Annotated in this window: 20 protein-coding genes; 11 read left to right on the top strand and 9 right to left on the bottom strand. The window is 41.1% G+C overall.

What is annotated here, in order from left to right; translation table 11 throughout:
* The first annotated feature begins 218 nt into the window (after positions 1–218).
* The 7 genes from AACU33_RS33005 to AACU33_RS32975 all read left to right on the top strand — a co-directional run bounded on the left by AACU33_RS33005 (position 219) and on the right by AACU33_RS32975 (position 7,191).
* Positions 219–1,637 (top strand): alkaline phosphatase PhoX, encoded by a 1,419-nt coding sequence (locus AACU33_RS33005; protein ID WP_096594476.1) that lies wholly within the window; start codon positions 219–221, stop codon positions 1,635–1,637.
* A 335-nt stretch (positions 1,638–1,972) separates the two neighbouring features.
* A complete protein-coding gene (locus AACU33_RS33000; RefSeq protein WP_339376424.1) occupies positions 1,973–2,587 on the top strand; it encodes a hypothetical protein in 615 nt (204 codons plus the stop codon).
* 160 nt (positions 2,588–2,747) lie between these two features.
* Positions 2,748–4,358: a TrbI/VirB10 family protein gene (locus AACU33_RS32995; RefSeq protein WP_096594475.1), complete on the top strand. Its 1,611-nt coding sequence runs from the start codon at positions 2,748–2,750 to the stop codon at positions 4,356–4,358.
* Positions 4,359–4,461: 103 nt separating this feature from the next.
* On the top strand, positions 4,462–5,184 hold the full coding sequence (locus AACU33_RS32990; protein WP_096594474.1) for a pyridoxine 5'-phosphate synthase: 723 nt from the start codon (positions 4,462–4,464) through the stop codon (positions 5,182–5,184).
* Between the two features lie 89 nt (positions 5,185–5,273).
* Positions 5,274–5,993 (top strand): SnoaL-like polyketide cyclase, encoded by a 720-nt coding sequence (locus AACU33_RS32985; protein ID WP_096594473.1) that lies wholly within the window; start codon positions 5,274–5,276, stop codon positions 5,991–5,993.
* 63 nt (positions 5,994–6,056) lie between these two features.
* Positions 6,057–6,386 carry an MgPME-cyclase complex family protein gene (locus AACU33_RS32980; protein ID WP_096595470.1) on the top strand — a complete coding sequence of 110 codons (330 nt, stop codon included), beginning with the start codon at positions 6,057–6,059 and terminating at the stop codon, positions 6,384–6,386.
* A 163-nt stretch (positions 6,387–6,549) separates the two neighbouring features.
* Positions 6,550–7,191 (top strand): hypothetical protein, encoded by a 642-nt coding sequence (locus AACU33_RS32975; protein WP_096595469.1) that lies wholly within the window; start codon positions 6,550–6,552, stop codon positions 7,189–7,191.
* Positions 7,192–7,286: 95 nt separating this feature from the next.
* On the opposite strand, the gene AACU33_RS32970 is transcribed toward AACU33_RS32975, so the two are convergent.
* From AACU33_RS32970 to folD, 3 genes are all read right to left on the bottom strand, one after another.
* On the bottom strand, positions 7,287–7,754 hold the full coding sequence (locus AACU33_RS32970; protein ID WP_096594472.1) for a divergent PAP2 family protein: 468 nt from the start codon (positions 7,752–7,754) through the stop codon (positions 7,287–7,289).
* A gap of 149 nt (positions 7,755–7,903) precedes the next feature.
* A complete protein-coding gene (gene crtE, locus AACU33_RS32965) occupies positions 7,904–8,833 on the bottom strand; it encodes a geranylgeranyl diphosphate synthase CrtE (protein WP_096594471.1) in 930 nt (309 codons plus the stop codon).
* A gap of 115 nt (positions 8,834–8,948) precedes the next feature.
* The gene (gene folD, locus AACU33_RS32960; RefSeq protein WP_096594470.1) at positions 8,949–9,842 is read right to left on the bottom strand and encodes a bifunctional methylenetetrahydrofolate dehydrogenase/methenyltetrahydrofolate cyclohydrolase FolD; all 894 of its coding nucleotides are present in this window, start codon (positions 9,840–9,842) and stop codon (positions 8,949–8,951) included.
* A 238-nt stretch (positions 9,843–10,080) separates the two neighbouring features.
* Between folD and AACU33_RS32955 the strand changes: the two genes are divergently transcribed.
* From AACU33_RS32955 to AACU33_RS32945, 3 genes are all read left to right on the top strand, one after another.
* Positions 10,081–10,488, top strand: coding sequence for a hypothetical protein (locus AACU33_RS32955; RefSeq protein WP_339376423.1), 408 nt, complete (start codon positions 10,081–10,083; stop codon positions 10,486–10,488).
* Between the two features lie 30 nt (positions 10,489–10,518).
* Positions 10,519–10,950, top strand: coding sequence for an NUDIX hydrolase (locus AACU33_RS32950; protein ID WP_096594469.1), 432 nt, complete (start codon positions 10,519–10,521; stop codon positions 10,948–10,950).
* Between the two features lie 134 nt (positions 10,951–11,084).
* Positions 11,085–12,179, top strand: coding sequence for an AI-2E family transporter (locus tag AACU33_RS32945; protein WP_096594468.1), 1,095 nt, complete (start codon positions 11,085–11,087; stop codon positions 12,177–12,179).
* A gap of 94 nt (positions 12,180–12,273) precedes the next feature.
* On the opposite strand, the gene AACU33_RS32940 is transcribed toward AACU33_RS32945, so the two are convergent.
* The gene (locus AACU33_RS32940) at positions 12,274–13,641 is read right to left on the bottom strand and encodes an ATP-binding protein (RefSeq protein ID WP_339376422.1); all 1,368 of its coding nucleotides are present in this window, start codon (positions 13,639–13,641) and stop codon (positions 12,274–12,276) included.
* Positions 13,642–14,005: 364 nt separating this feature from the next.
* On the opposite strand from AACU33_RS32940, the gene mutS reads away from it, so the two are divergent.
* The gene (gene mutS / locus AACU33_RS32935) at positions 14,006–16,576 is read left to right on the top strand and encodes a DNA mismatch repair protein MutS (protein ID WP_096594466.1); all 2,571 of its coding nucleotides are present in this window, start codon (positions 14,006–14,008) and stop codon (positions 16,574–16,576) included.
* 9 nt (positions 16,577–16,585) lie between these two features.
* On the opposite strand, the gene AACU33_RS32930 is transcribed toward mutS, so the two are convergent.
* From AACU33_RS32930 to psbA, 5 genes are all read right to left on the bottom strand, one after another.
* Positions 16,586–17,173 carry a Uma2 family endonuclease gene (locus tag AACU33_RS32930; RefSeq protein ID WP_096594465.1) on the bottom strand — a complete coding sequence of 196 codons (588 nt, stop codon included), beginning with the start codon at positions 17,171–17,173 and terminating at the stop codon, positions 16,586–16,588.
* A 157-nt stretch (positions 17,174–17,330) separates the two neighbouring features.
* Positions 17,331–17,870, bottom strand: a complete 540-nt coding sequence (locus tag AACU33_RS32925; protein ID WP_096594464.1) for a hypothetical protein — start codon at positions 17,868–17,870, stop codon at positions 17,331–17,333.
* 176 nt (positions 17,871–18,046) lie between these two features.
* Positions 18,047–19,060: an IS701 family transposase gene (locus tag AACU33_RS32920; protein ID WP_096586464.1), complete on the bottom strand. Its 1,014-nt coding sequence runs from the start codon at positions 19,058–19,060 to the stop codon at positions 18,047–18,049.
* 131 nt (positions 19,061–19,191) lie between these two features.
* Positions 19,192–19,767: a PDDEXK-like family protein gene (locus tag AACU33_RS32915; protein ID WP_096594463.1), complete on the bottom strand. Its 576-nt coding sequence runs from the start codon at positions 19,765–19,767 to the stop codon at positions 19,192–19,194.
* A 171-nt stretch (positions 19,768–19,938) separates the two neighbouring features.
* On the bottom strand, positions 19,939–21,021 hold the full coding sequence (gene psbA / locus AACU33_RS32910; RefSeq protein WP_096587332.1) for a photosystem II q(b) protein: 1,083 nt from the start codon (positions 21,019–21,021) through the stop codon (positions 19,939–19,941).
* Positions 21,022–21,070: the final 49 nt, after the last annotated feature.

Genomic DNA, 21,070 nt, shown 5'->3' with positions numbered 1-21,070 from the left:
ATGTTATTTTTGCTACTTAACCATGAGGTTTTTATATCCAGGCAGAAAAAAATATAAGGCTGATTTTAAGTCTCAGACTTTCTAACTAGACGGTTAGTAACTGCTTATAAGCGCATAGGCTCTTTACTCTTAGTACTAAGTCTTAACCATGTCTTATTTATTTATTAAAAATCAATTTTTATTTTCTTGATTACTGGTGTTTTTCAAAAAATATTCTGATGAGCTTATCAAGACGTAACTTTTTCAAGCTCGCTGGTGCGAGTGCTGTTGGTGTATCAATGCTTTCTCCTTTAGAAGCTTTGTATGCCAGAGCAGCTCGTGGTCAAGTGGCGGGAGGAATTGGTTATGGCCCATTAGAGCCGAAGCTACCCGTAAATGCGGATGAACTTGCTGATGTTATGCTTGGTGGAATTAACTTAGGAACCCAACCCCTATTAGAACTTCCTCCTGGTTTTAACTATACCGCCATATCCTATACAGGCCAAAGTATGGATGATGGAGGAATAGTACGAAGTAATCATGATGGTATGGCTGCCTTTGCTGGCCCTAACAACACCACAATTTTGGTGCGCAATCATGAACTGAATCCTAGTTCTAATGGGCTTTTAGCTTCACCCCGGTATGACCAGATTGGGGGAGGTACAATCACAGTTGTTGTTGGCCCTAATCGTAGAGTGAGAAAGCAATTTGTTTCTCTAGCAGGGACTATTCGCAACTGCGCTGGCGGGCCAACTCCTTGGGATACCTGGATTAGCTGTGAAGAGAATTTGACTCTCCCTGGAACGGGTGGTGCAACCAAAAAGCACGGCTATAACTTTGAGGTTCCAGCAACATCAGACATTCAAGTGGCTGCTCCAACTCCCCTTGTGGCTATGGGACGCTTTAACCATGAAGCCATTGCAGTCGATCCAAACACTGGCTACATCTATCAAACTGAAGATGATGGCAGTAGCTGCTTCTATCGCTTCCGTCCTAATGTCCGTCCGACTAAATATGGCGACCTCCAGAATCCTAACATTGCTGGTACTGGAGTGCTAGAAGCGCTAGTAATAGATCTTCCTGGTAGACCGCCTGCAACTAATGCTCAAACTGCAATTAATACTCGGACGAATTTTCTGCAATATAAAAACCAACCATTGCCTGTTAGATGGGTGCGGATCGATAATGTTGACCCCAATGACAATAGTTTTGCTACTTCCACACGGGGTCAAGGACAAGCTAAGGGTGCAGCTATCTTCTCACGTGGTGAAGGCGCTTGGTATGGCAACGGTTTAATCTACTTTACCTGTACCAATGGTGGCAATGTTGGGCAAGGGCAGGTTTTTGCTTATAACCCCAAAGACAACACTATTACCTTAGTCGTGGAGTCTCCCGCTGAGAACATATTAAATTTCCCTGATAACATTACTGTGGCTCCTTTCGGGGATCTCTTTCTGTGTGAAGATGGTAGCAATACTGAATACGTTATCGGTGTTGACAAGAACGGTGAACTGTATCGGTTTGCAACAAATGCTATCAACGGCAGTGAATTTGCTGGTGCTTGCTTCTCGCCCGATGGACACACAATGTTTGTTAATATCCAAGATCCTGGAATTACCTGTGCGATTTGGGGCCCTTGGAATAGAAAACGAGCATAAGGGATTTGTAACAACTTAAGATAAAGCAAGATTTGTCCAAGATTTGAGGCTGCTGTTCTACAGTCTTAACAACATCAAGATTTTGGTTTTCGGAAACCGAAAAAAATAAAACAGGGTCAGTTATCTGACCCTTCATAACCTTGCTTGCAGTGATTAAGGCAGCTATGCAGTAAAAGTTAAGCTACTGTTAATAGCATTGTAAGATACGGCTAATATACTTTTTTAATCAAAAATATTGATGTATCAAATAGCTTCAATGCTATTTACGATAAATGTGGTCGTTACTTTAATATAATACTGAAAGCTCAATCCAAGAATTAATAGAAAGTTACCGGATGTCTAGCCGAACCATTAATAGGAGATTTTTGGGCAAAAAACCTTTTCATTTTAGAAAAATAACTTCTAAATTAACAGAAATCAGAAAATTGTGTGATTTTATACTAATTGAAGCACTACCATTAGTTCTAGCGATCGCAGTATTAATTAGCATCATCAGCCTCAAAAGCCCGGTACTACTATTTTGTCTCTTAATGGGGAGCCTAATAACAATAATTACGTACAAAATAGGTCGGCAATTTAATTTACCAAAGCAGAAATTAATCTCTGTGCAAATATTAGTAGCGATCGCTATGTTGAGTATATTTTGGCTAGACTACTTCGTCGCCCCAGCGCAAGCACAATTCTTCAAAAAAGCCGAAGACTTTTTTCAAAACACTCTTACCCAAGGTTCTAATAATGGTGGTAACACTCAACTAGCAGTAGGATTAGTATTCAACGTCTTGCGGGCACTATACCTACTATATATAGCTGTTGCCCTCATTGGAGTAGTCAACGCCGTGCGCAAAGACGAAGATTGGCAAAGCATAGCCAGAACACCCTTATTAGTAGTAGTTGCAGTCACAATTGCTGATGTCCTCACAGGCTTTGTCATTGGCAATGGGAATAAATAACGAAATAAAAAACATTAGATTTATATGTATTAAATTTGCTGTTATTGACGTTTCATTGATTTATTAGCAGCGAATAAATTAGCTGAAACCAAATAATATATAAAATATGCAAATTATAAGATCGAGAATGTGCTGGACTACCCATTAGCTGCTCAAAAATATGAAAAATAATTCAATTTATTCCAATGGTTTTTCACCAAATTTATCTAATTCGGAATCTAATGACTATTTATTGGAATCAGATAATACTGTACAAAATTTAGCTCACATAAAATCAGAAAAATATCCATTAGAGCCAGAAAACTCTGATGATTGGGAATTACGAATGGCAAAATTAGTTGGTTTAGAAGTAGAATCTATATCTGCCGATACCGAAATATTAGAAGAATCAGCTAAATCGCCCCCACCATCATCGGAACCAACGCAAGAGAAGACTGAACAATCGCTCTCATCAAATCCCTTTGCTAAGTTAGGTTTAGTAGGTACTGCTACTTTAGCTATAGTTTTATTTGCTGGTGGTTTTTTATCACAGTTGATGAGTAGTTCTAATCAAACGCCAAAAAACAATAACATTGTGGCTTTAGAAACGCCATCGCATCTCAAACAACAATCTAAAGAACAAGAGTTAGAGGAAAACGTAGAGAATCTGAAAACAAAATTGGCTTTGACAGAACAAGCATCAGCTGTGAAGCTAGCACAACAACAATTAAGAAATGGAAATGCGATCGCAGTTCCACAAAATTCGCAGCCAGATAGTTCTAGAGATGGACGCACGGTAGTACTAAGAACGCCAACACCTACCTCAACAGTTTACGTACCTAAGATAGTTACAGTTGAGCGCATTCCTAGATCTGGTCAATCTTACCCACCACCTCCAACAATAATTCCCAATCCACAAACTCAACCATTAGTTAATGTAAATCCGCCATCTACACCAAACCCAGTCCAAGATTGGGAAAGGTTATCAAAGTTAGGTAGCTATGGACAGATGGCTGTTAACAATCAATCTAATGCGAATGTAACGACACCACAGGCGGAAAATAACGATCGCACAGAACCACCAACCAAAAATCCTCAACCAGAACAGCAAAATTCCACAGTCAGCCAAGGATCGCAGCAGAGTCCAAAATCGATCGCAGTCGGGAGTCATGCCAAAGCTGTGTTGGCAACCGCTATATTTGGAGAAACAAGCAAGTCTACAGATGGCGATCGCACAAATGTATTTGTAGTGCGTTTAAAAGAACCATTAAAAACTGTAGACGGTGCGATCGCTGTTCCAGCAAATACGGAATTTTTAACTGAAATTAGCTCTCTTTCTGAGCAAGGCTTAATCCAGCTGAACGTAGTCAAAGCTATTTTGCCAGATCGAGGTCAACTTACAGAAAAAAGCTTACCCCAAAATGCCCTGATGATTCGTGCGCCCCAAGGTAAACCGCTGATTGCTAACCAATTTCCCAATCGGGGGTCATCTATTGCCAGTATGGATCTAGGATTATTCGTTTTAGGTGGTCTTGGCAAAGCAGCAGAGTTAGTTAACCGTACTGAGTCTCAAGTTGTGACTACAAATGCTGGCGGTACTATCGTTAGCAATACCAACCCACAACGCAATATCTTGGCTGGAATTTTAGAAGGTGGGATGAACACTGTAGTACCTCAAATTGCCCAACGCAATCAACAAGCAATCTCGCAAATGACTCAACGAACCAACGTTTGGTTTTTACCAGCTGGCACATCTGTGGAAATCTATGTCAATCAAGCTCTACAATTTTAAAATTTTTGTTTAGGTACTGAGCGATCGCACCCACGCTCACCTTACCCGCAGCATTTCCGGTAAAATCAAGATCCTAAAGATTGTGGATCGGGAGAAACTTGGGGTGTCTACACTCGGCGTAAACATTGACCACATTGCGACAATTCGACAAGCACGGCGCACGGTGGAACCTGACCCCGTAGCGGCGGCGGTGCTAGCAGAATTAGGCGGTGCAGATGGAATTACCGTGCATCTGCGAGAAGATAGACGGCATATCCAAGACAGAGATGTGCGACTCTTACGGCAAACGGTGAGAACGCACTTAAATTTAGAAATGGCCGCTACAGAGGAAATGTTAGGAATTGCTCTGGATATCAAACCTGATTATGTAACTTTAGTACCAGAAAAACGCGAAGAAGTCACCACAGAAGGCGGTTTAGACATTGTTGGGCAAATTGCTAAAATAGGTGAGATAGTTGATAAATTGCAGAGTGCTGGCATTCCAGTTAGTCTATTTATCGATGCCGAACCCTCACAAATTGCAGCATCTGCCAAAGTGCAAGCTAAGTTCATTGAACTGCACACTGGGCAATACGCTGAGGCCGTCGATGAAACCAGCCGCAAACAAGAGTTAGCCGTGTTAGCTAAGGGGTGCGAACAAGCGATTCAAGCTGGTTTGCGAGTCAATGCCGGTCATGGACTTACTTACTGGAACGTTTATCCTGTAGCTAGTCTTCCAGGGATGGAAGAACTCAACATTGGTCATACCATCATCAGTCGCGCCGCATTAGTTGGTATAGAAAGAGCTGTACGCGAGATGAAACTAGCCATCCGCGGAGAACTGTAAACAGTTAACTAAATAACTGTTTAAACGCTTAGAGGGGTCATAACTGCGAAATCCAAAAATTGGGCACACAATCTTAAGCAAAGACTTCTATGAGCGCAACACAATCTAACAGCCTGCCACTTTGGGTACAGGATCGGGATAAAGTTATTGAAGGAAGTACTGATGCCCAATGGCGCTATCAGACACCTCCTGATTATTCTCGGTCTAAAGAGAATTTAGCGAATGAAAGTACACGCAGTCATTTAGAGGGAACCCTGGAAGCGATCGTACAAAACCTGGTAAGAACCTTCGAGATGGAAGTGTCTTTCAAAACCAACCCACAGCAGTGGTTATCTGTTGTCAATGACAAGTTTCGTGTAAGTACGAATGGAGGTCGAGAATACACAGCTACAGATTTATCAGCCCAAGGTACTTACAACTTATTTATGGCTGATTCAGAGCATTACAAAGCTTCTGCTGAAACCTTTGAATCATCAGCGCAAATCTTCCATACAACCTTTCCTCAAGGATTTCCTTGGGAAGTTTTGGAAGTGTTCTCAGGCCCGCCAACCGTAACATTCAAATGGCGACATTGGGGACATTTTAACGGTGCATACAAAGATTTTGCACCAACTGGAGAGACGATAGAAATTATCGGCACGAGCATTGCTAGAGTTACCGATGACTTAAAGATAATTTCCTTGGAACACTACTTTGACAATACGCTGTTTTTAGAAAAACTAACAGCTGGCGGCAAACTGCCAATTAGTGAAAACAAAGGAAGTGCTTGTCCCTTCAGTTCTTGGTTTAAAAAAGTCAAGAAGAGTTAATTTTTCAGGGTACAGTCTGTATACTGTGCCCTGGAATTCATGATTAGCAACCACAGGATCGAAATGCAAACATACTATTACGTTTTGGCAAGTCAAAAATTTTTAGTGGAGGAAGAACCTATTGAAGAGGTTCTCAAAGAACGTACTCGTCACTATCACGAACAAGAAAAAGAAATTGATTTTTGGTTAGTGAGGCAGCCAGCTTTTTTAGAAGCACCAGAAATGGCAGAGATTAAAGCCCAATGTCCTCAACCAGCTGCGGCAATTATTTCTACCAATCACCAATTTATTACTTGGTTAAAACTGCGATTGGAATATGTCATCATAGGAGAATTTCAAGCTCCTTCTGCGACAATTTCCGATCCAATAGCATCTCTAGCTACCGTATCCTAATATACTATTAATTAGGTAGACAGACTTAAATAGGGCATGGGGCAATAGTATTTTTCATTTGTCATTTATTATTTCCCCGTGTCTTTGCGTCCCTATGTCTCCGGGTCTCCCATCTGGGGGAACAAAATATGTTTTGATGAAATCTGTTAAAAAATCCTCTTTTATGTCTGAGACTGTTGTGCAGAGATTTCCGAATTTACCACATGCTGTAGTATTAGCGATCGCAGGGTTGATGGGTAGTATGAATTATGTTACTGCTCAACAAGCTCTTCCTATCTGTCAACCTCCTAGTGCTGGTGAGTATCTTTTATTGGTAGTTAGTCCCACAGCAGATAATCAGAAGCAGCTGCGCAATGCTCTACCTAATGAACTCAAAAGCACTACCTGTCAATATTTAACAGAGACAGTAACGCGGATCGGGGGTTTTAACAAAATTGATGATGCTAATCGTTGGGCAAGGTATATTAACAACATTGTTGGGTTGTCTGCCATCATCACTACTCGACCCGCAGATGTACCACCGCCTCAAACAGTTGCCTTTAATCCTAAAGCTTTAGGAGAAGGCTATGCTGTATTAGTTGATTATTTTAATCGCCCAGAACTTGCATCGAGTGTCGGACAAGTAGTGGGAGGTGATGTTGGTTTTGCTTCCTACGGACAACGCCCTTATTTGCTGGCGGTTTACACAACTAATCAAAAAGAAGCATACAGCACATTGCAAAAGCTCAACGAACGAGGCTTTGCTGCCTATCTAGTAGATAGCCGTAAGGTGATGCTATTGCGCTCAAATGTGCGGTCACAGTAGTTAGTCGAGAGTCAAGAGTCGAGAGTCATTAGTATTAATTATTTCTCCTCTACTTCCTCTGCTCCTTGCTTTTCCATCAGGATTGCCTTCTTGCACTATAGACTAGTGGCTAAGAAAGACCTCGCTAACAAAGATGTAGTTATACCTAAAGCTGACCCAGCTATGACTTGAACTGGTGTGTGTCCCAGCAATTCTTTCAGGCGGTCTTGACTAAAGTCGTGCTTATCAGCAAATAATTCATCAATCATTTGATTGAGAATCCGAGCTTGTTTTCCAGCGGCTTGGCGAACTCCTGCGGCATCATACATGACAATGATGGCAAACACTGTAGCCAGAGCAAAATCAGGAGATGACCAGCCGAGAGTTTGCCCTACACCTGTGGCTAGAGATGTAACTAAAGCCGAGTGGGCACTTGGCATACCGCCAGTTGTGACTAAAACACGTACATTTAGTTTGCGATTTTTTACTATTTCGATGACGAGCTTCAGAGATTGAGCAATCAAACAAGCTACCAGAGCAACCAGCAGCACCCGGTTGTCTAAGATGTTGCCTATGTCCTGCATGGTATTTTGGTGAAGTTAGTAAATATTAGCAGTAGTTGTGTTGTTTGGAACAAGATGCGACCTGAAAAAACTGTTTAGAGGCAAGCTACCCTACGGGCGATTATGTGAGCAGAATCCAAGATAGAGATGAATTCCCCGTAGGGGTTGATTTAGCGATCGCGACTGATAATAAAATGAGCGATCGCTTTTAGCGGTTGAGCTGATTCTCCAAATGTCTCTAATTCTGCACAAGCTGCTTCAATTAACTGTTGAGCTTTAGAACGGGATTTTTCAATTCCCCACAGGCTGGGGTAAGTTACTTTCTGCGCTTTGAGATCCTTACCAGCAGTTTTTCCTAATTGTTCTTGAGTAGCAGTAATGTCGAGGATATCGTCAATAATTTGGAATGCCAGACCAATATTCTGAGCATACCGACTCAGTCGTTGCAATTCTTCAGCAGATACACCAGTTAAAATTCCGCCACAAACAACACAAGCCTCTAAAAGTGCTGCTGTTTTATGGTTATGAATGAAATTCAGCGTCTCTAGGGAAGTATCTGATTTACCTTCCGATTCCAGATCCACCACCTGACCGCCAACTAAGCCAGCAGCACCTAATGCCCTACCGAGACGCGCTACTACTTGCAAAACTCTATCTCTAGGAACATCTTGAGGAGTTTGGGTAGCTACAAACTCAAAAGCATAAGCTAATAAGCCATCCCCAGCTAAAATTGCAATATCTTCACCATAAACCTTGTGGTTTGTCAACATACCTCGACGGTAATCATCATTATCCATCGCCGGTAGATCGTCGTGAATCAAGGACATAGTGTGGATCATTTCTACAGCACAAGCTGTTGGCATAGCCATTTCGATTGTGCCGCCAGTCATTTCACAGGTAGCAAGGCAAAGAATGGGACGTACGCGTTTGCCACCAGCTAACAGAGAATAGCGCATTGCTTCATAAATTTTTTCTGGATAAACGATGGGTATCGCTCGATCCAATGCATTGTCGCAAAGCTGTTGTCGCTCTTTGAGATAAGCTGATAGGTTAAACGTAGCTGTCTCTGGCGTTTTTTTAAACTTATCAGTTGCTACCATTCTTAAAATTCCTGAAATTTTGGTATTTTTGTCATATACGTCACAATTTTAAGGGGCTTTGGCACTCAAAGCGCGAGTAATTAAGAGTTAAGAATTAGGAAGCATCATTCATAATTCATTCTTCATAATTGCTGATTCCTTGCCTCCTTAAATAGCTGGCAAATGTATTTTGCAACAACATAGCGACAGTCATAGGACCAACACCACCAGGGACTGGGGTGAGAAACTCCGCCACGCCAGCTGTTGATTCCCAGTGGACATCGCCGACTAAACGACTTTTACCACTAGCATCGATGACGCGATTCATCCCCACATCTACCACAACCGCGCCCGGTTTCACCATTTCTCCGGTAATCAATCCCGGAACACCTACTGCGGCAATCAAAATGTCGGCATTTTGAGCGATCGCTTTTAAATCGTGCGATCGCGAGTGGGCAACGGTGACAGTCGCATCAGCTTCTAGAAGCATCAACGCCATCGGTTTACCCACTAAAATACTACGTCCCACTACCACTGCTTGTTTTCCCGACAGAGGAATTTTATATTCTGCCAACAGCCGCATCACGCCTGCTGGGGTACAACTGCGTAAACCTGCTTCTTGCCTTACCAATCGCCCTAAATTAACTGGGTGCAGTCCATCAGCGTCTTTATCGGGATCGATTTGATTCAGCAACTTTACAGCGTCCAAGTGTTTGGGTAAAGGTAACTGAACAAGAATCCCATCTACCTGTTCATCTTGATTAAGAGCTGCAATTACATCTTCTAATTCTTTTTGTGTAGTTTCAGTAGGAAAATGCTTACCAAAAGAAGCAATACCCACCTTAGCGCAGGCTCGCTCTTTATTGCGTACATAAGCAGCCGATGCGGGATTGTCGCCAACCATCAATACTGCTAAACCAGGAGGACGTCCAATTTGTGGTTGTAACTCTGTAATCCGCTCTAGAAGATGTTGGTGAATTTTTTCAGCTAAAGCTTTACCATCAAGAAGTTTGGCAGTTTTTGTTTCCATGAGAATTTACAGCTATATTCGCCTTGAGTCTAAAGTTCCACCTCTAGCCATCTGTAGCTTGGCTGTTGACTATGATGGTCTTGCTATTTTATGCCGTAGCGTCGCTCAAATAGCAAAATCATCCTGTCTTATCTTCTCAGATCCACTGCATCATCTCAAAGAGGGAGTGTGGGAAGTGTGCGGAGTGTGGAGAGAAATAAATAATAACCATTGACCCTTAACGCTTGACAGGTGACCAATGACAAATGACAAACAACAAATGACCAACAAAAACATTTTTCTCTATCGCTTAGGATTGGCCTTTGTGCTGATACTAGGACTTTGCGGTTGTGGTAACTTAACACAGTCTGGATTGAACGTCGGTAATTTCCGTATTGGAAGTAACGTCACGCCAATTCGGGAAATTAAGCCAGTAAAAGACAATCAGGCTACAGTTTACATCCAAGGTAAAGTAGAAAGGCAAGTGCCGCTTGTGAAACGATGGGCGTATCAAATTGATGACTCAACAGGAAAAATCTGGGTTGTTACTAATCAAAATAAGTTGGCAAAAGGAGAGCAAGTAGTAATTAAAGGCAAAGTTCGCTATCAAAGCATACCCTTGGCAGGTCAAGAATTGGGAGAAGTCTATCTAGAAGAAGCTTCTTGATGATTATTTTGAAATAGCTAAATAAAACTTATGAACAATCATCAGGTACAGGTTGCGATCGCAATTCTCTACCAAGAAAACAAGTTTCTCATGCAACTGCGAGACAATATCCCTACTATTCTCTACCCAGGTTACTGGGCGCTGTTTGGTGGACATATTGAGTCCGGCGAAACCCCAGATATTGCGGTCAAGCGAGAAATTTTAGAAGAAATTGGTTATAATTACCCAAATTTCTCTGAATTTGCCTGTTATTGGGATGAAAAAGTTATCCGTCACGTTTTTTATGCACCACTGTTGGTAGGTTTTAATCAACTGGTTTTAAATGAAGGCTGGGATATGGGTTTCTTAACACCAGAAGATATTCGCGAGGGTAACTGTTATTCCCAAAACGCTGGCGAGGTCAGACCTTTAGGGCCTATGCATCAGCGAATCATGCTGGATTTTATTGAAAGCGATCGATAGTTAATGGGTATGGATGGGGTATTGTATCGTTTGTCATTTCTCCCCACTCCTCCCACACTCCCCACACTTCCCACACTCCCTTCCAGTCCCCAGAAGCAAAAATAAATTTAGAGCCTTTTGTGGAGTTCCCACTCATGCAATCAGTAAACAAACTACCACGCTGGTTAAGTATCGGATTGGCATTCCCAATTGCCATTCTTAATGGTTGGCTATTACTCCAGGTTGTGCAATATTTTCAACCTCTAGTAAGTATTTTTGCTGCCGCTATCTTACTAGCTTTTGTATTAAATTATCCAATTCAGTTTCTTCAGGAACGTGGGGTAAAACGCAACCTAGCTATTGTGGTAGTTTTACTATTAACTGTAGTGATTTTAGTAGCTTTAGGTATCACTTTAGTACCGCTGATTATACAGCAGCTGAATGAATTAGCTAATATTCTTCCCTACTGGATTGATTCTGCCAGTCAACAAATTCAAGCTTTTCAAAACTGGGCGGCAACACAACAACTTCCAGTGAATTTAACTGGTTTAGCTACCCAAGTATTAGAAAGATTGTCTAATCAACTTCAATCTTTTACCGGAAGAATTCTCAGTGTTGCTTTTGATACTATTGGTGTAGTCGTGAATGTGTTGTTGACAGTAGTGCTAACTGTCTATATGGTATTAAACGGCGATCGCCTCTGGGATGGAATTTTTCAGTGGTTTCCTCCTCACATTGGCCCAAAAGTACGGGAATTATTGCGAGAAGATTTTCATAATTATTTTATTGGTCAAGCTACATTAGGCGCAGTTTTAGGATCGGCAATTACATTAGCATTTTTGACACTACAAGTTCCGTTAGCGCTACTTTTTGGAATTGGTATTGGCTTTTTCTCACTTTTCCCTTTTGGTACAGGAATAGGCATTACTATAGTTAGTTTTTTAGTAGCTTTACAAAATATTTGGTTAGGAGTAGAAGTATTAGGTACAGCTGTAGCAATTGACCAAGTAAATGCTAATTTTATTGCGCCTCGTCTTTTGGGTAATCTAACGGGCTTAAATCCTGTATGGGTAGTAATTTCTTTATTGATAGGGGCTAAATTAGGCGGCGTTTTAGGTTTATTAATTGCTATACCTATTGCCAGCTTTATCAAAGATATAGTAGATAGCTGGCGTGATGGAGCATTTAGTCAAGTCATTGTATCTAATGACCATATCAAACCTCCTTCTCCTGTTGAAGTGGGTGAGTAAGGGTTCCTATTTTGAGCTTTTGTAAAGAGAAAACTTTGTAGTCAGGACTTTAGTTTGAGATTTTTAAGCACTAAAGTCCTAAATACTTTGCGATTCATGAATCAAGCTGAACGGGAATTTTAATAATGAACTCAGTGCCTTCTCCTACTACAGATATGCATTGCAACTGACCGCCATGTTTATCTACAATAATTTGATAGCTGATAGATAACCCTAATCCCGTGCCTTTACCGACACTTTTAGTAGTAAAGAACGGGTCAAATAACCGCTTTTGTATATTTTTAGGTATTCCCAAACCATTATCGGCGATGCGGATAATTATATGCTTATCATCTATGAGTTCAGTACGAATCCGAATTAGGGGATATTTTGGAGATGAAGCTGGTAAACTAGAGCAATCATAATTATTAAAAATAGCATCAATAGCATTCGCCAGAATATTCATAAAAGCCTGGTTGAGTAGTCCCGGATAGCATTCTACTAAAGGAAGTTGATCGTACTCTTTAATCACGGTAATTATTTGACCTGTTTGCTGATTTTTTAGGCGGCTTTGTAATAATAGTAAAGTACTATCAATCCCTTCATGAATATCAACTATTTTTCTCTCGGATTCATCAAGACGAGAGAAATTTCGTAAAGCTAAAACTATCTCGTGGATACGTTCTGTACCCGCCTTCATAGAATTCAGCAGTTGGAGAAAATCAGCTTTCAAAAATTCTAGTTCAATATCAGCGATCGCATTTTGAATTTCCGCTACTGGTTCGGGATAATACTTTTGGTACAAGCTAACTAAATCCAGTAAATCTTGGCTGTAGGCGATCGCATAGACAATGTTACCTGCTATAAAGCTGACAGGATTGTTAATTTCATGTGCAATTCCTGCAACCAGTTGTTCCAAAGCAGCCATCTTTTCATTCTGGACAAATTTTGTATAGTTATGCTTGAGGGTACGAAAACCTGCTTCGGTAATTTTAGATTGTTCTTCTACTTGCTCTAGTTGAGCTAATGTTAAGACATTAATCTGAGAATAGGCTAAAAGTAACTGATGAAAATCTATTAGCTGATATTTTCCCGACTTAGTTTTTACTAGAATCGGCTCATAAACAAGTTGAGGTACTCGCTGTAATGCTAGCTGAGTTGCTTCTACAATTGGTGTTTCTTCAGAAATTACACACACTTCTGGCTGAAGAAAGTTAATTAAATTTTCGATAGGGCGTGTGGCAAATAGTGACAAACTATAGGGACGGCTCATATGTTCAAAAAATCTTTGCCGCGAAATCATCCCCACATATTCCTGATTTTTAGTCAGAATAATTCCCGGTAGTAGCGGTTCTTGTTTGAAAATTGTCGTTAGATCGTTTACCGGATTCTTGACTTCAACGTAAACTGACCACAGTGGTAAATCTTTTAAAGTTGACTCCAATTGCAAGTTCAACTCATTAGCACATGTCATGCTATGCATAGCCAGCATACTTTCAATCCTTTACCGTTGAAGTAAGATTTTTGGTGACAGACCAAACAACCATTGCGATAATTGCAAGGTTCATCAAACGTTACAAAGTTATGATTCCCCGATTACCACTTAAAATCACAGGAAACGTGGGAATTTATCGAGAATAGGGTATCCTAAGCTGCTTTAAACTCGTCGAATGATTCCTAAAGGTAAATAATGCTAATTTCCAGCTTTTAGGAAAATCAACTGTAATTCTACGCATACTCTAGGCAAAATTACTAAAGGATGAAAAAATCTTGAGCGATCGCAATTCCACTATCAATCAAGTTATCATCAGATCCTGTGGCTTTTCCGTGCGTAACTCCTTGCATTTATGACCGCTTCTGATTTTGACATTCAGCCAACGGAACCCAACGATCCTAGTGCGCCTCACTCGGACACGCGTCTGGTAGACCGCAGCAAGCTTAGTAAGATGTACCAGCATTATGTAGAGGTGAAGGATAAGTATCCTCATGCGCTGCTGCTGTATCGGGTGGGAGATTTCTTTGAAACTTTTTTCCAAGATGCTGTAACTGTATCTCGCGAACTGGAACTGGTTCTGACTAGCAAACACGGCGGTGAAGTGGGTCGGGTGGCGATGACTGGTGTCCCCCACCACGCATGGGAACGCTACACTACCCAACTGGTAGAAAAAGGCTACGCTGTGGTGATTTGCGACCAAGTAGAAGATGCTTCGGAAGCTGTGGGGTTAGTACGGCGCGAGGTGACGCGCATTCTTACCCCTGGGACTCTGCTAGAAGAGGGAATGTTGAAAGCAAGTCGCAATAATTACCTAGCTTCTGTGGTAATTGCGGCTAATCATTGGGGACTAGCCTACGCAGATATCTCAACAGGGGAATTTCTGACATCTCAAGGTAGCGATCTAGAACACCTGACTCAGGAATTAATGCGCTTGCAGCCTTCGGAGGTGCTGTTTCCGACGAATGCTCCCGATTTGGGTAGTTTACTGCGTCCGGGAGAAACTTCACCCCATCTCCCCCAATGTTTACCGCCAGCTTTTTGTTATTGTTTGCGATCGCAAGTACCATTTTCGCAAGGGGAAGCCAGAAGTAGATTATTGCAGAAATTTAAAGTGCGATCGCTTGAAGGATTGGGTTGCGAACACCTCCCCCTCGCTGTCCGCGCTGCTGGTGGGCTTCTCGAATACCTGGAAGATACTCAAAAAGAAAACCAAGTTCCTCTACAACTGTTACGCACCTATACCGTCACCGACTATCTAATTGTTGACCATCAAACCAGGCGTAACTTGGAAATTACCCAAACTGTCCGTGATGGGACATTTCATGGTTCCCTGCTGTGGGCATTAGATAGAACTAGCACAGCGATGGGCGGGCGGGCTTTACGACGGTGGTTACTGCAACCGCTAATTGATATTAAAGGCATTCGCGCAAGGCAAGATACCATTCAAGAATTGGTAGAAAATACAGCGTTACGTCAAGATTTGCGGCAATTATTACGTCAAATTTATGACCTCGAACGGTTAACCGGGAGGGCGGGTTCTGGTACTGCTAACGCTAAAGATTTAATGGCTTTGGCAGATTCTCTCTCACGCCTACCAGAATTATCCGAGTTAGTAGCTGAAGCGAATTCTCCCTTTCTGAGGGCTTTGCAGAACGTGCCACCGATATTAGAAGATTTGGCACAAAAATTACACGCCCATATTGTCGAGTCACCACCCATACATATTAAGGAAGGTGGCTTGATTCGTCCTGGTGTAAATAGCCTGTTGGATGAGAGAAAAGCAACCGTAGAAGCGGATCAACAGTGGATTGCCAATTTAGAAGTTGACGAGAGAGCAAGAACAGGAATCCCAACTTTAAAGGTAGGATTTAATAAAACTTTTGGTTATTACATTAGTATTTCCCGTGCTAAATCTGACCAAGTACCCGCAAATTACATCCGCAAGCAAACGCTAACAAATGAGGAACGTTACATTACACCAGAGTTAAAAGAACGGGAATCTCGAATTCTTTCAGCACGCGATGATTTGAATCAGTTGGAATATGAAATTTTTGTCGCCTTGCGAGAAGAAGTCGGAGTACAGGCGGAAGTAATTCGCCATCTTTCCCGCGCGGTGGCGGCGGCGGATGTATTGTGTGGTTTGGCAGAGTTAGCGGCGCAGCAAGGTTACTGTCGTCCAGAAATCTTACCAGGACGGGAAATAGAAATCATCGATGGCAGACATCCGGTAGTTGAACAGTCTTTACCTGCGGGGTTCTTTGTACCCAATTCCACCCAGTTGGGTCAAGAGTCATTAACAAATGACAAACCTGACTTAATTATCCTCACCGGGCCAAATGCCAGTGGTAAGAGTTGTTATTTGCGTCAGGTAGGGTTGATTCAGTTAATGGCGCAAACGGGGAGTTTTGTCCCAGCTAGGTTTGCGAAGTTGGGAATATGCGATCGCATTTTCACTCGTGTAGGTGCAGTAGATGATTTAGCTACTGGTCAATCTACCTTTATGGTGGAGATGAATGAAACAGCGAATATTCTCAATCATGCCACATCGCGATCGCTAGTATTGTTAGATGAAATTGGTCGGGGAACGGCAACTTTTGATGGACTTTCGATAGCTTGGGCTGTAGCTGAGTATCTCGCCACAGATATCCGTTCCCGAACAATTTTTGCCACGCACTACCACGAGTTGAACGAACTCGCAGGGATGTTAGCAAATGTCGCTAATTATCAGGTAACAGTGAAGGAATTACCCGACCAAATTATCTTTTTACACCAAGTTCAACCAGGAGGCGCTGATAAATCCTACGGTATTGAAGCGGGACGGTTAGCAGGTTTACCAGCTGTGGTCATTCAACGAGCTAAACAAGTGATGGGACAGATTGAAAAACACAGTAAAATTGCGATCGGTTTACGAGAGGGTTTATAGATGTGTACATTACATAATCTGCTGTAAATGCAACACGAATCCAGGTAATACATCTTCGCCTGATAAGGTAGCTGGATTTTCTAATATCTCTACATCTTTACCTGGACGATAAATTTCTACTCGCTTGTTTTTGCGATCGATTAACCAGCCTAATTGAGCGCCATTTGCGATATATTCCTGCATTTTATCTTGCAAGTCCTTCAGCGAATCGCTAGGCGAGCGTAACTCCACTACAAAATCAGGACAAATCGGGGCAAATTTTTCTTGTTCTTCTGGGGTTAAAGCATTCCAGCGCTCAATTTTTACCCAAGAAGCATCAGGAGAACGATCTGCGCCATTGGGAAGTTTAAAGCCAGCAGAAGGGCCAAATACTTCACCTAAATGATTTTGCTCATTCCAAATATCAAGTTGGGTAGTGATTTTAACGTTGCGCCTGTCTGTATCGCTTCCTGATGGTGTCATAATTAATAATTCACCTGTTGCTGTGCGCTCAAATCGATAATTGCGGTTTTTCTGACACATCTGGAAAAACTGATCGTCAGTCAAGTCGATTTTTAATTTCAGGCTAAGAGGCAAAGTTATTGTAGCGGTGTCCATAAGCTTACCCCAAGATATTACTTTCTAGTTTAGTGGGGTTTGGTAGGCGATCGCATTTTGGAGAACGTGGAGAGCGATCGGACAAACGTAAACCTGCTTGGATAAAATGAGCGATCGCTAAACTTCATCCTTACACTGAAAGATGTACAAAGTTATTTTAGTTGATTAACTTATCTCTATTTTCATTGATTATTTTTTCTATTTTTAGAAAGTCATCTTTAATAAAATTTTCCCAAAATTCCTGTATTTTTTTTGTTAAATCCTCAATGTTTGCCAGTTTATAATCTTTACTATTTAAAATATCTTTTTGATAAATAGTTATCCATCTATCAGACCATCTAGCATTATTCTTAAAAATTGTTGGGTTACTTAGGCAGAAGTGGTACATTTTGTCACGTCTATATTGCTCTCCAGAGCTAATGCCAAGTTGTAGCCTAAGATTTTCGGTATCATTATCAAAATAGAAGTAAAGAGGTAAATTTACCTCTTTCCATTCTCTGAGATCAAATCCTACAGATTTAGTACTAAGAAAAAGGACAGAACCTTTTTGATTATCAATATCTTTACTTGCTAAATCGTAAACTATAGTAGCAATTTCTGATTGTAAATCTACACGATGTTCAAAAATTAAATCGAGTGCTTGTTTATGCTTGGAATATATTTTACGGCACAGTTCAGCAACTTCTGAATCAGTCATAATATGTCTCCTAATTAATATAGAATAATGACTTATCAAAGTATAAACATCTGCGCCAAGACTAGATTTATAACTTGTGCAAATGCTATCAATTAGTTCGGCAATATTAGAATTAGGACTTACGCAATTGGCACAAATAGCAGGCAGGGCAAAGCCCTGACACGCGACAATATAAATCAAACCAAGCACATAAAAATACTTGGGCGCTTCAGTTGCTGAATTAAATAATTAGAAAGCAAGTTATGCTTGATTTGATAGATAGTTTTGCCAGTTCTATAGGCTAAATTCTTTAACCTAACCCAAACCAACATTGCACAAGCAATATGATTTCTTTGGAGTCTAGCTTTCCGACACTGGCAAGATTCAATGCCAGTTAGTTGTTTAATTTCCCTGTGAAACTCCTCTATTTTCCAACGAATTTTACACACCTGTTGTACAACATCCGTGGAACTTTGAGATAAATCGTTAGTGGCGACATAATCCGTTCTGTTGGTAGAAACAGTAACCCGGAATAGTTTCACTTTTTTATTAGCTGGGAATCCTTTAATTTTTATGATTTTACCACAGTCTAATTCTTCTTGGTTCCATTCTAATAATTCAATCCGTTTATATTTTTCTTGACCAAATGTATCATCAACTAAACGATTATTTTTTAAAGGGCAATAATAAATTTTGTCTAAGCTATCAATATATAGCATTAAACTGTGTACCGCATACCATGTATCCATCAAAACAGTATCAAATGGTAAAAGCTTATGATACACAAGGTTTTGGAGCATATCTTTCACATGGTCTATCTTGGTTTTCCCATCGACATCAGGATTAAAAATTCGATAATCTATGACCCAAAATCTTTGAAGTGTAGGGTTGACATACACGCAGCTAACTACACCAATGCCTTTCAGGACACCATGCTCATTACCACTATATTGTCTTCTGACTATTTCTATTTCTTCAGAATACTTTTTATCTAAAACGCTATCATCAAATATGATGTAACCATTTTCATCAGACTCAACGACCTCTTTCACGTTATCCCATAGTAAACGAGGTGTTAATTTTTCGGTTTTCAAATAATAGTTAATTGCGTCATGACTAATACTCTCTAAATGCTCTGCCAAATTGGTAATTGTATAATTAATTTGACTACTTAATAAATATTGGCAGTAATTAAGCTTAGTAAATCTCATTACCCTTAGCGAAATTTATCTAATATAACCTCTACCTATTTTCTCACGAATATTTCGATAGTACTTCCAAGACAGCGACTTCTATTACGAAGGCAAAGCTTTCAAAATCAGATTTAATTAATACCTATGTACTATGAACTAACGATCGCATTGTGCCAGTTGCGTAAGTCCTGAGAATATTTATAAATTCTCCAATGTTCATCAGATGGTTTATTACCTTTTGGTGTTAAATAAATGAATATTTTTTGATAATTACTATATTGATTCTCAATAATCTTGCGGTATCTTTCTAGTTGATTTGAATGCTCTCTAGAGTCAACTTTATTTTCTATTGCACAAACTAGTTTGTTACGAGGTGAGTGTATAAAAATATCAATATTTTGCCATTCGCGCTTAACCTCAGCGTCTGTTAAATCAGCTATATCTACATCAACAGAACTAATATTGGCATAATTCACATTTGTAGATTGCTCTGTGTCTAACAGCACTCCCTTGAGAAATCGCTTGAGAAAAATATCATCAAGTCTATGATTTTGAGAGGGATTTAACAAGAATGCTAAAAAATTTGAATGGCGTATTTCTTGTCGCACTACGCCAATTGCTTCAAAAATATTAAATTGAGCAAGTTTTGATTCCAAATTGTCTAATTCTTCATTATCAACAATGAATTTTTCTAGTAATGCTTGTGCTGTTGGGGGTATTGCCATTACTCATGCATTCTTTAATGAACAACATTTATATTGTTCCCATCAATTCAGCAAGGATAACTTTGATAACAGATAATAAATATAGAGAAAATTTTTGGCAATGAAAAAGCGCCCTCCCAAGTGGGAGAGCGCTTTTGATTCACAGAAAAACTATGACTTGTTACTCAAGAATTAGCCGTTAATCGCAGGAGCAGTCAGAGCTACAGGAGCTTGCTCGCCAGCAGCCAAATCGAGAGGGAAGTTGTGAGCGTTACGCTCGTGCATAACTTCCATACCCAGGTTAGCGCGGTTGATGATATCAGCCCAGGTGTTAACAACGCGACCAGTAGAATCAATTACAGACTGGTTAAAGTTGAAACCGTTCAAGTTGAACGCCATTGTGCTCACACCCAGCGCGGTAAACCAGATACCAACTACAGGCCATGCAGCCAAGAAGAAGTGCAGCGAACGGCTGTTGTTGAAAGAAGCGTATTGGAAGATCAAGCGACCGAAGTAACCGTGAGCCGCTACGATGTTGTAGGTTTCTTCCTCTTGACCGAACTTGTAACCGTAGTTTTGAGATTCGTTCTCGGTGGTTTCACGCACCAAAGAGGAGGTTACTAGAGAACCGTGCATTGCACTGAACAAGCTACCACCGAAGACACCAGCCACACCTAACATGTGGAAGGGGTGCATCAGGATGTTGTGCTCTGCTTGGAACACAATCATGAAGTTGAATGTACCGGAGATACCTAGAGGCATACCATCAGAGAATGAACCTTGACCGATGGGGTAAATCAAGAATACTGCGGTTGCTGCTGCTACAGGTGCAGAGAATGCTAGGCAGATCCAAGGACGCATACCCAAGCGATAGCTGAGTTCCCACTCACGACCCAGGTAGCAGAATACGCCGAGCAAGAAGTGGAAAATTACCAACTGGTAAGGGCCACCGTTGTACAACCACTCATCAAGAGAAGCTGCTTCCCAAATCGGGTAGAAGTGCAAACCGATAGCGTTGGAGGAAGGAACAACTGCACCAGAGATGATGTTGTTTCCGTAGAGTAGTGAACCTGCTACTGGTTCGCGGATACCATCGATGTCTACTGGAGGTGCGGCGATGAAGGCAATTACGAAGCAGGTGGTTGCGGCTAGTAGGGTTGGGATCATCAGGACGCCGAACCAACCGATGTAGAGACGGTTGCTGGTGCTGGTGATCCATTCGCAGAAGCGATCCCATACGTTGGCGCTGGAGCGCTGTTGTAAGGTTGCTGTCATTGTTTTATGAATGCGTTTGTGATTTATGAATCAGACAACGTTGTGTGTC

Origin of the sequence: Calothrix sp. NIES-2098 (assembly GCF_963875125.1) — a bacterium.
Classification (GTDB): Bacteria; Cyanobacteriota; Cyanobacteriia; order Cyanobacteriales; family Nostocaceae; genus Aulosira.
This window is presented reverse-complemented; position numbering and strand designations above follow the sequence as displayed.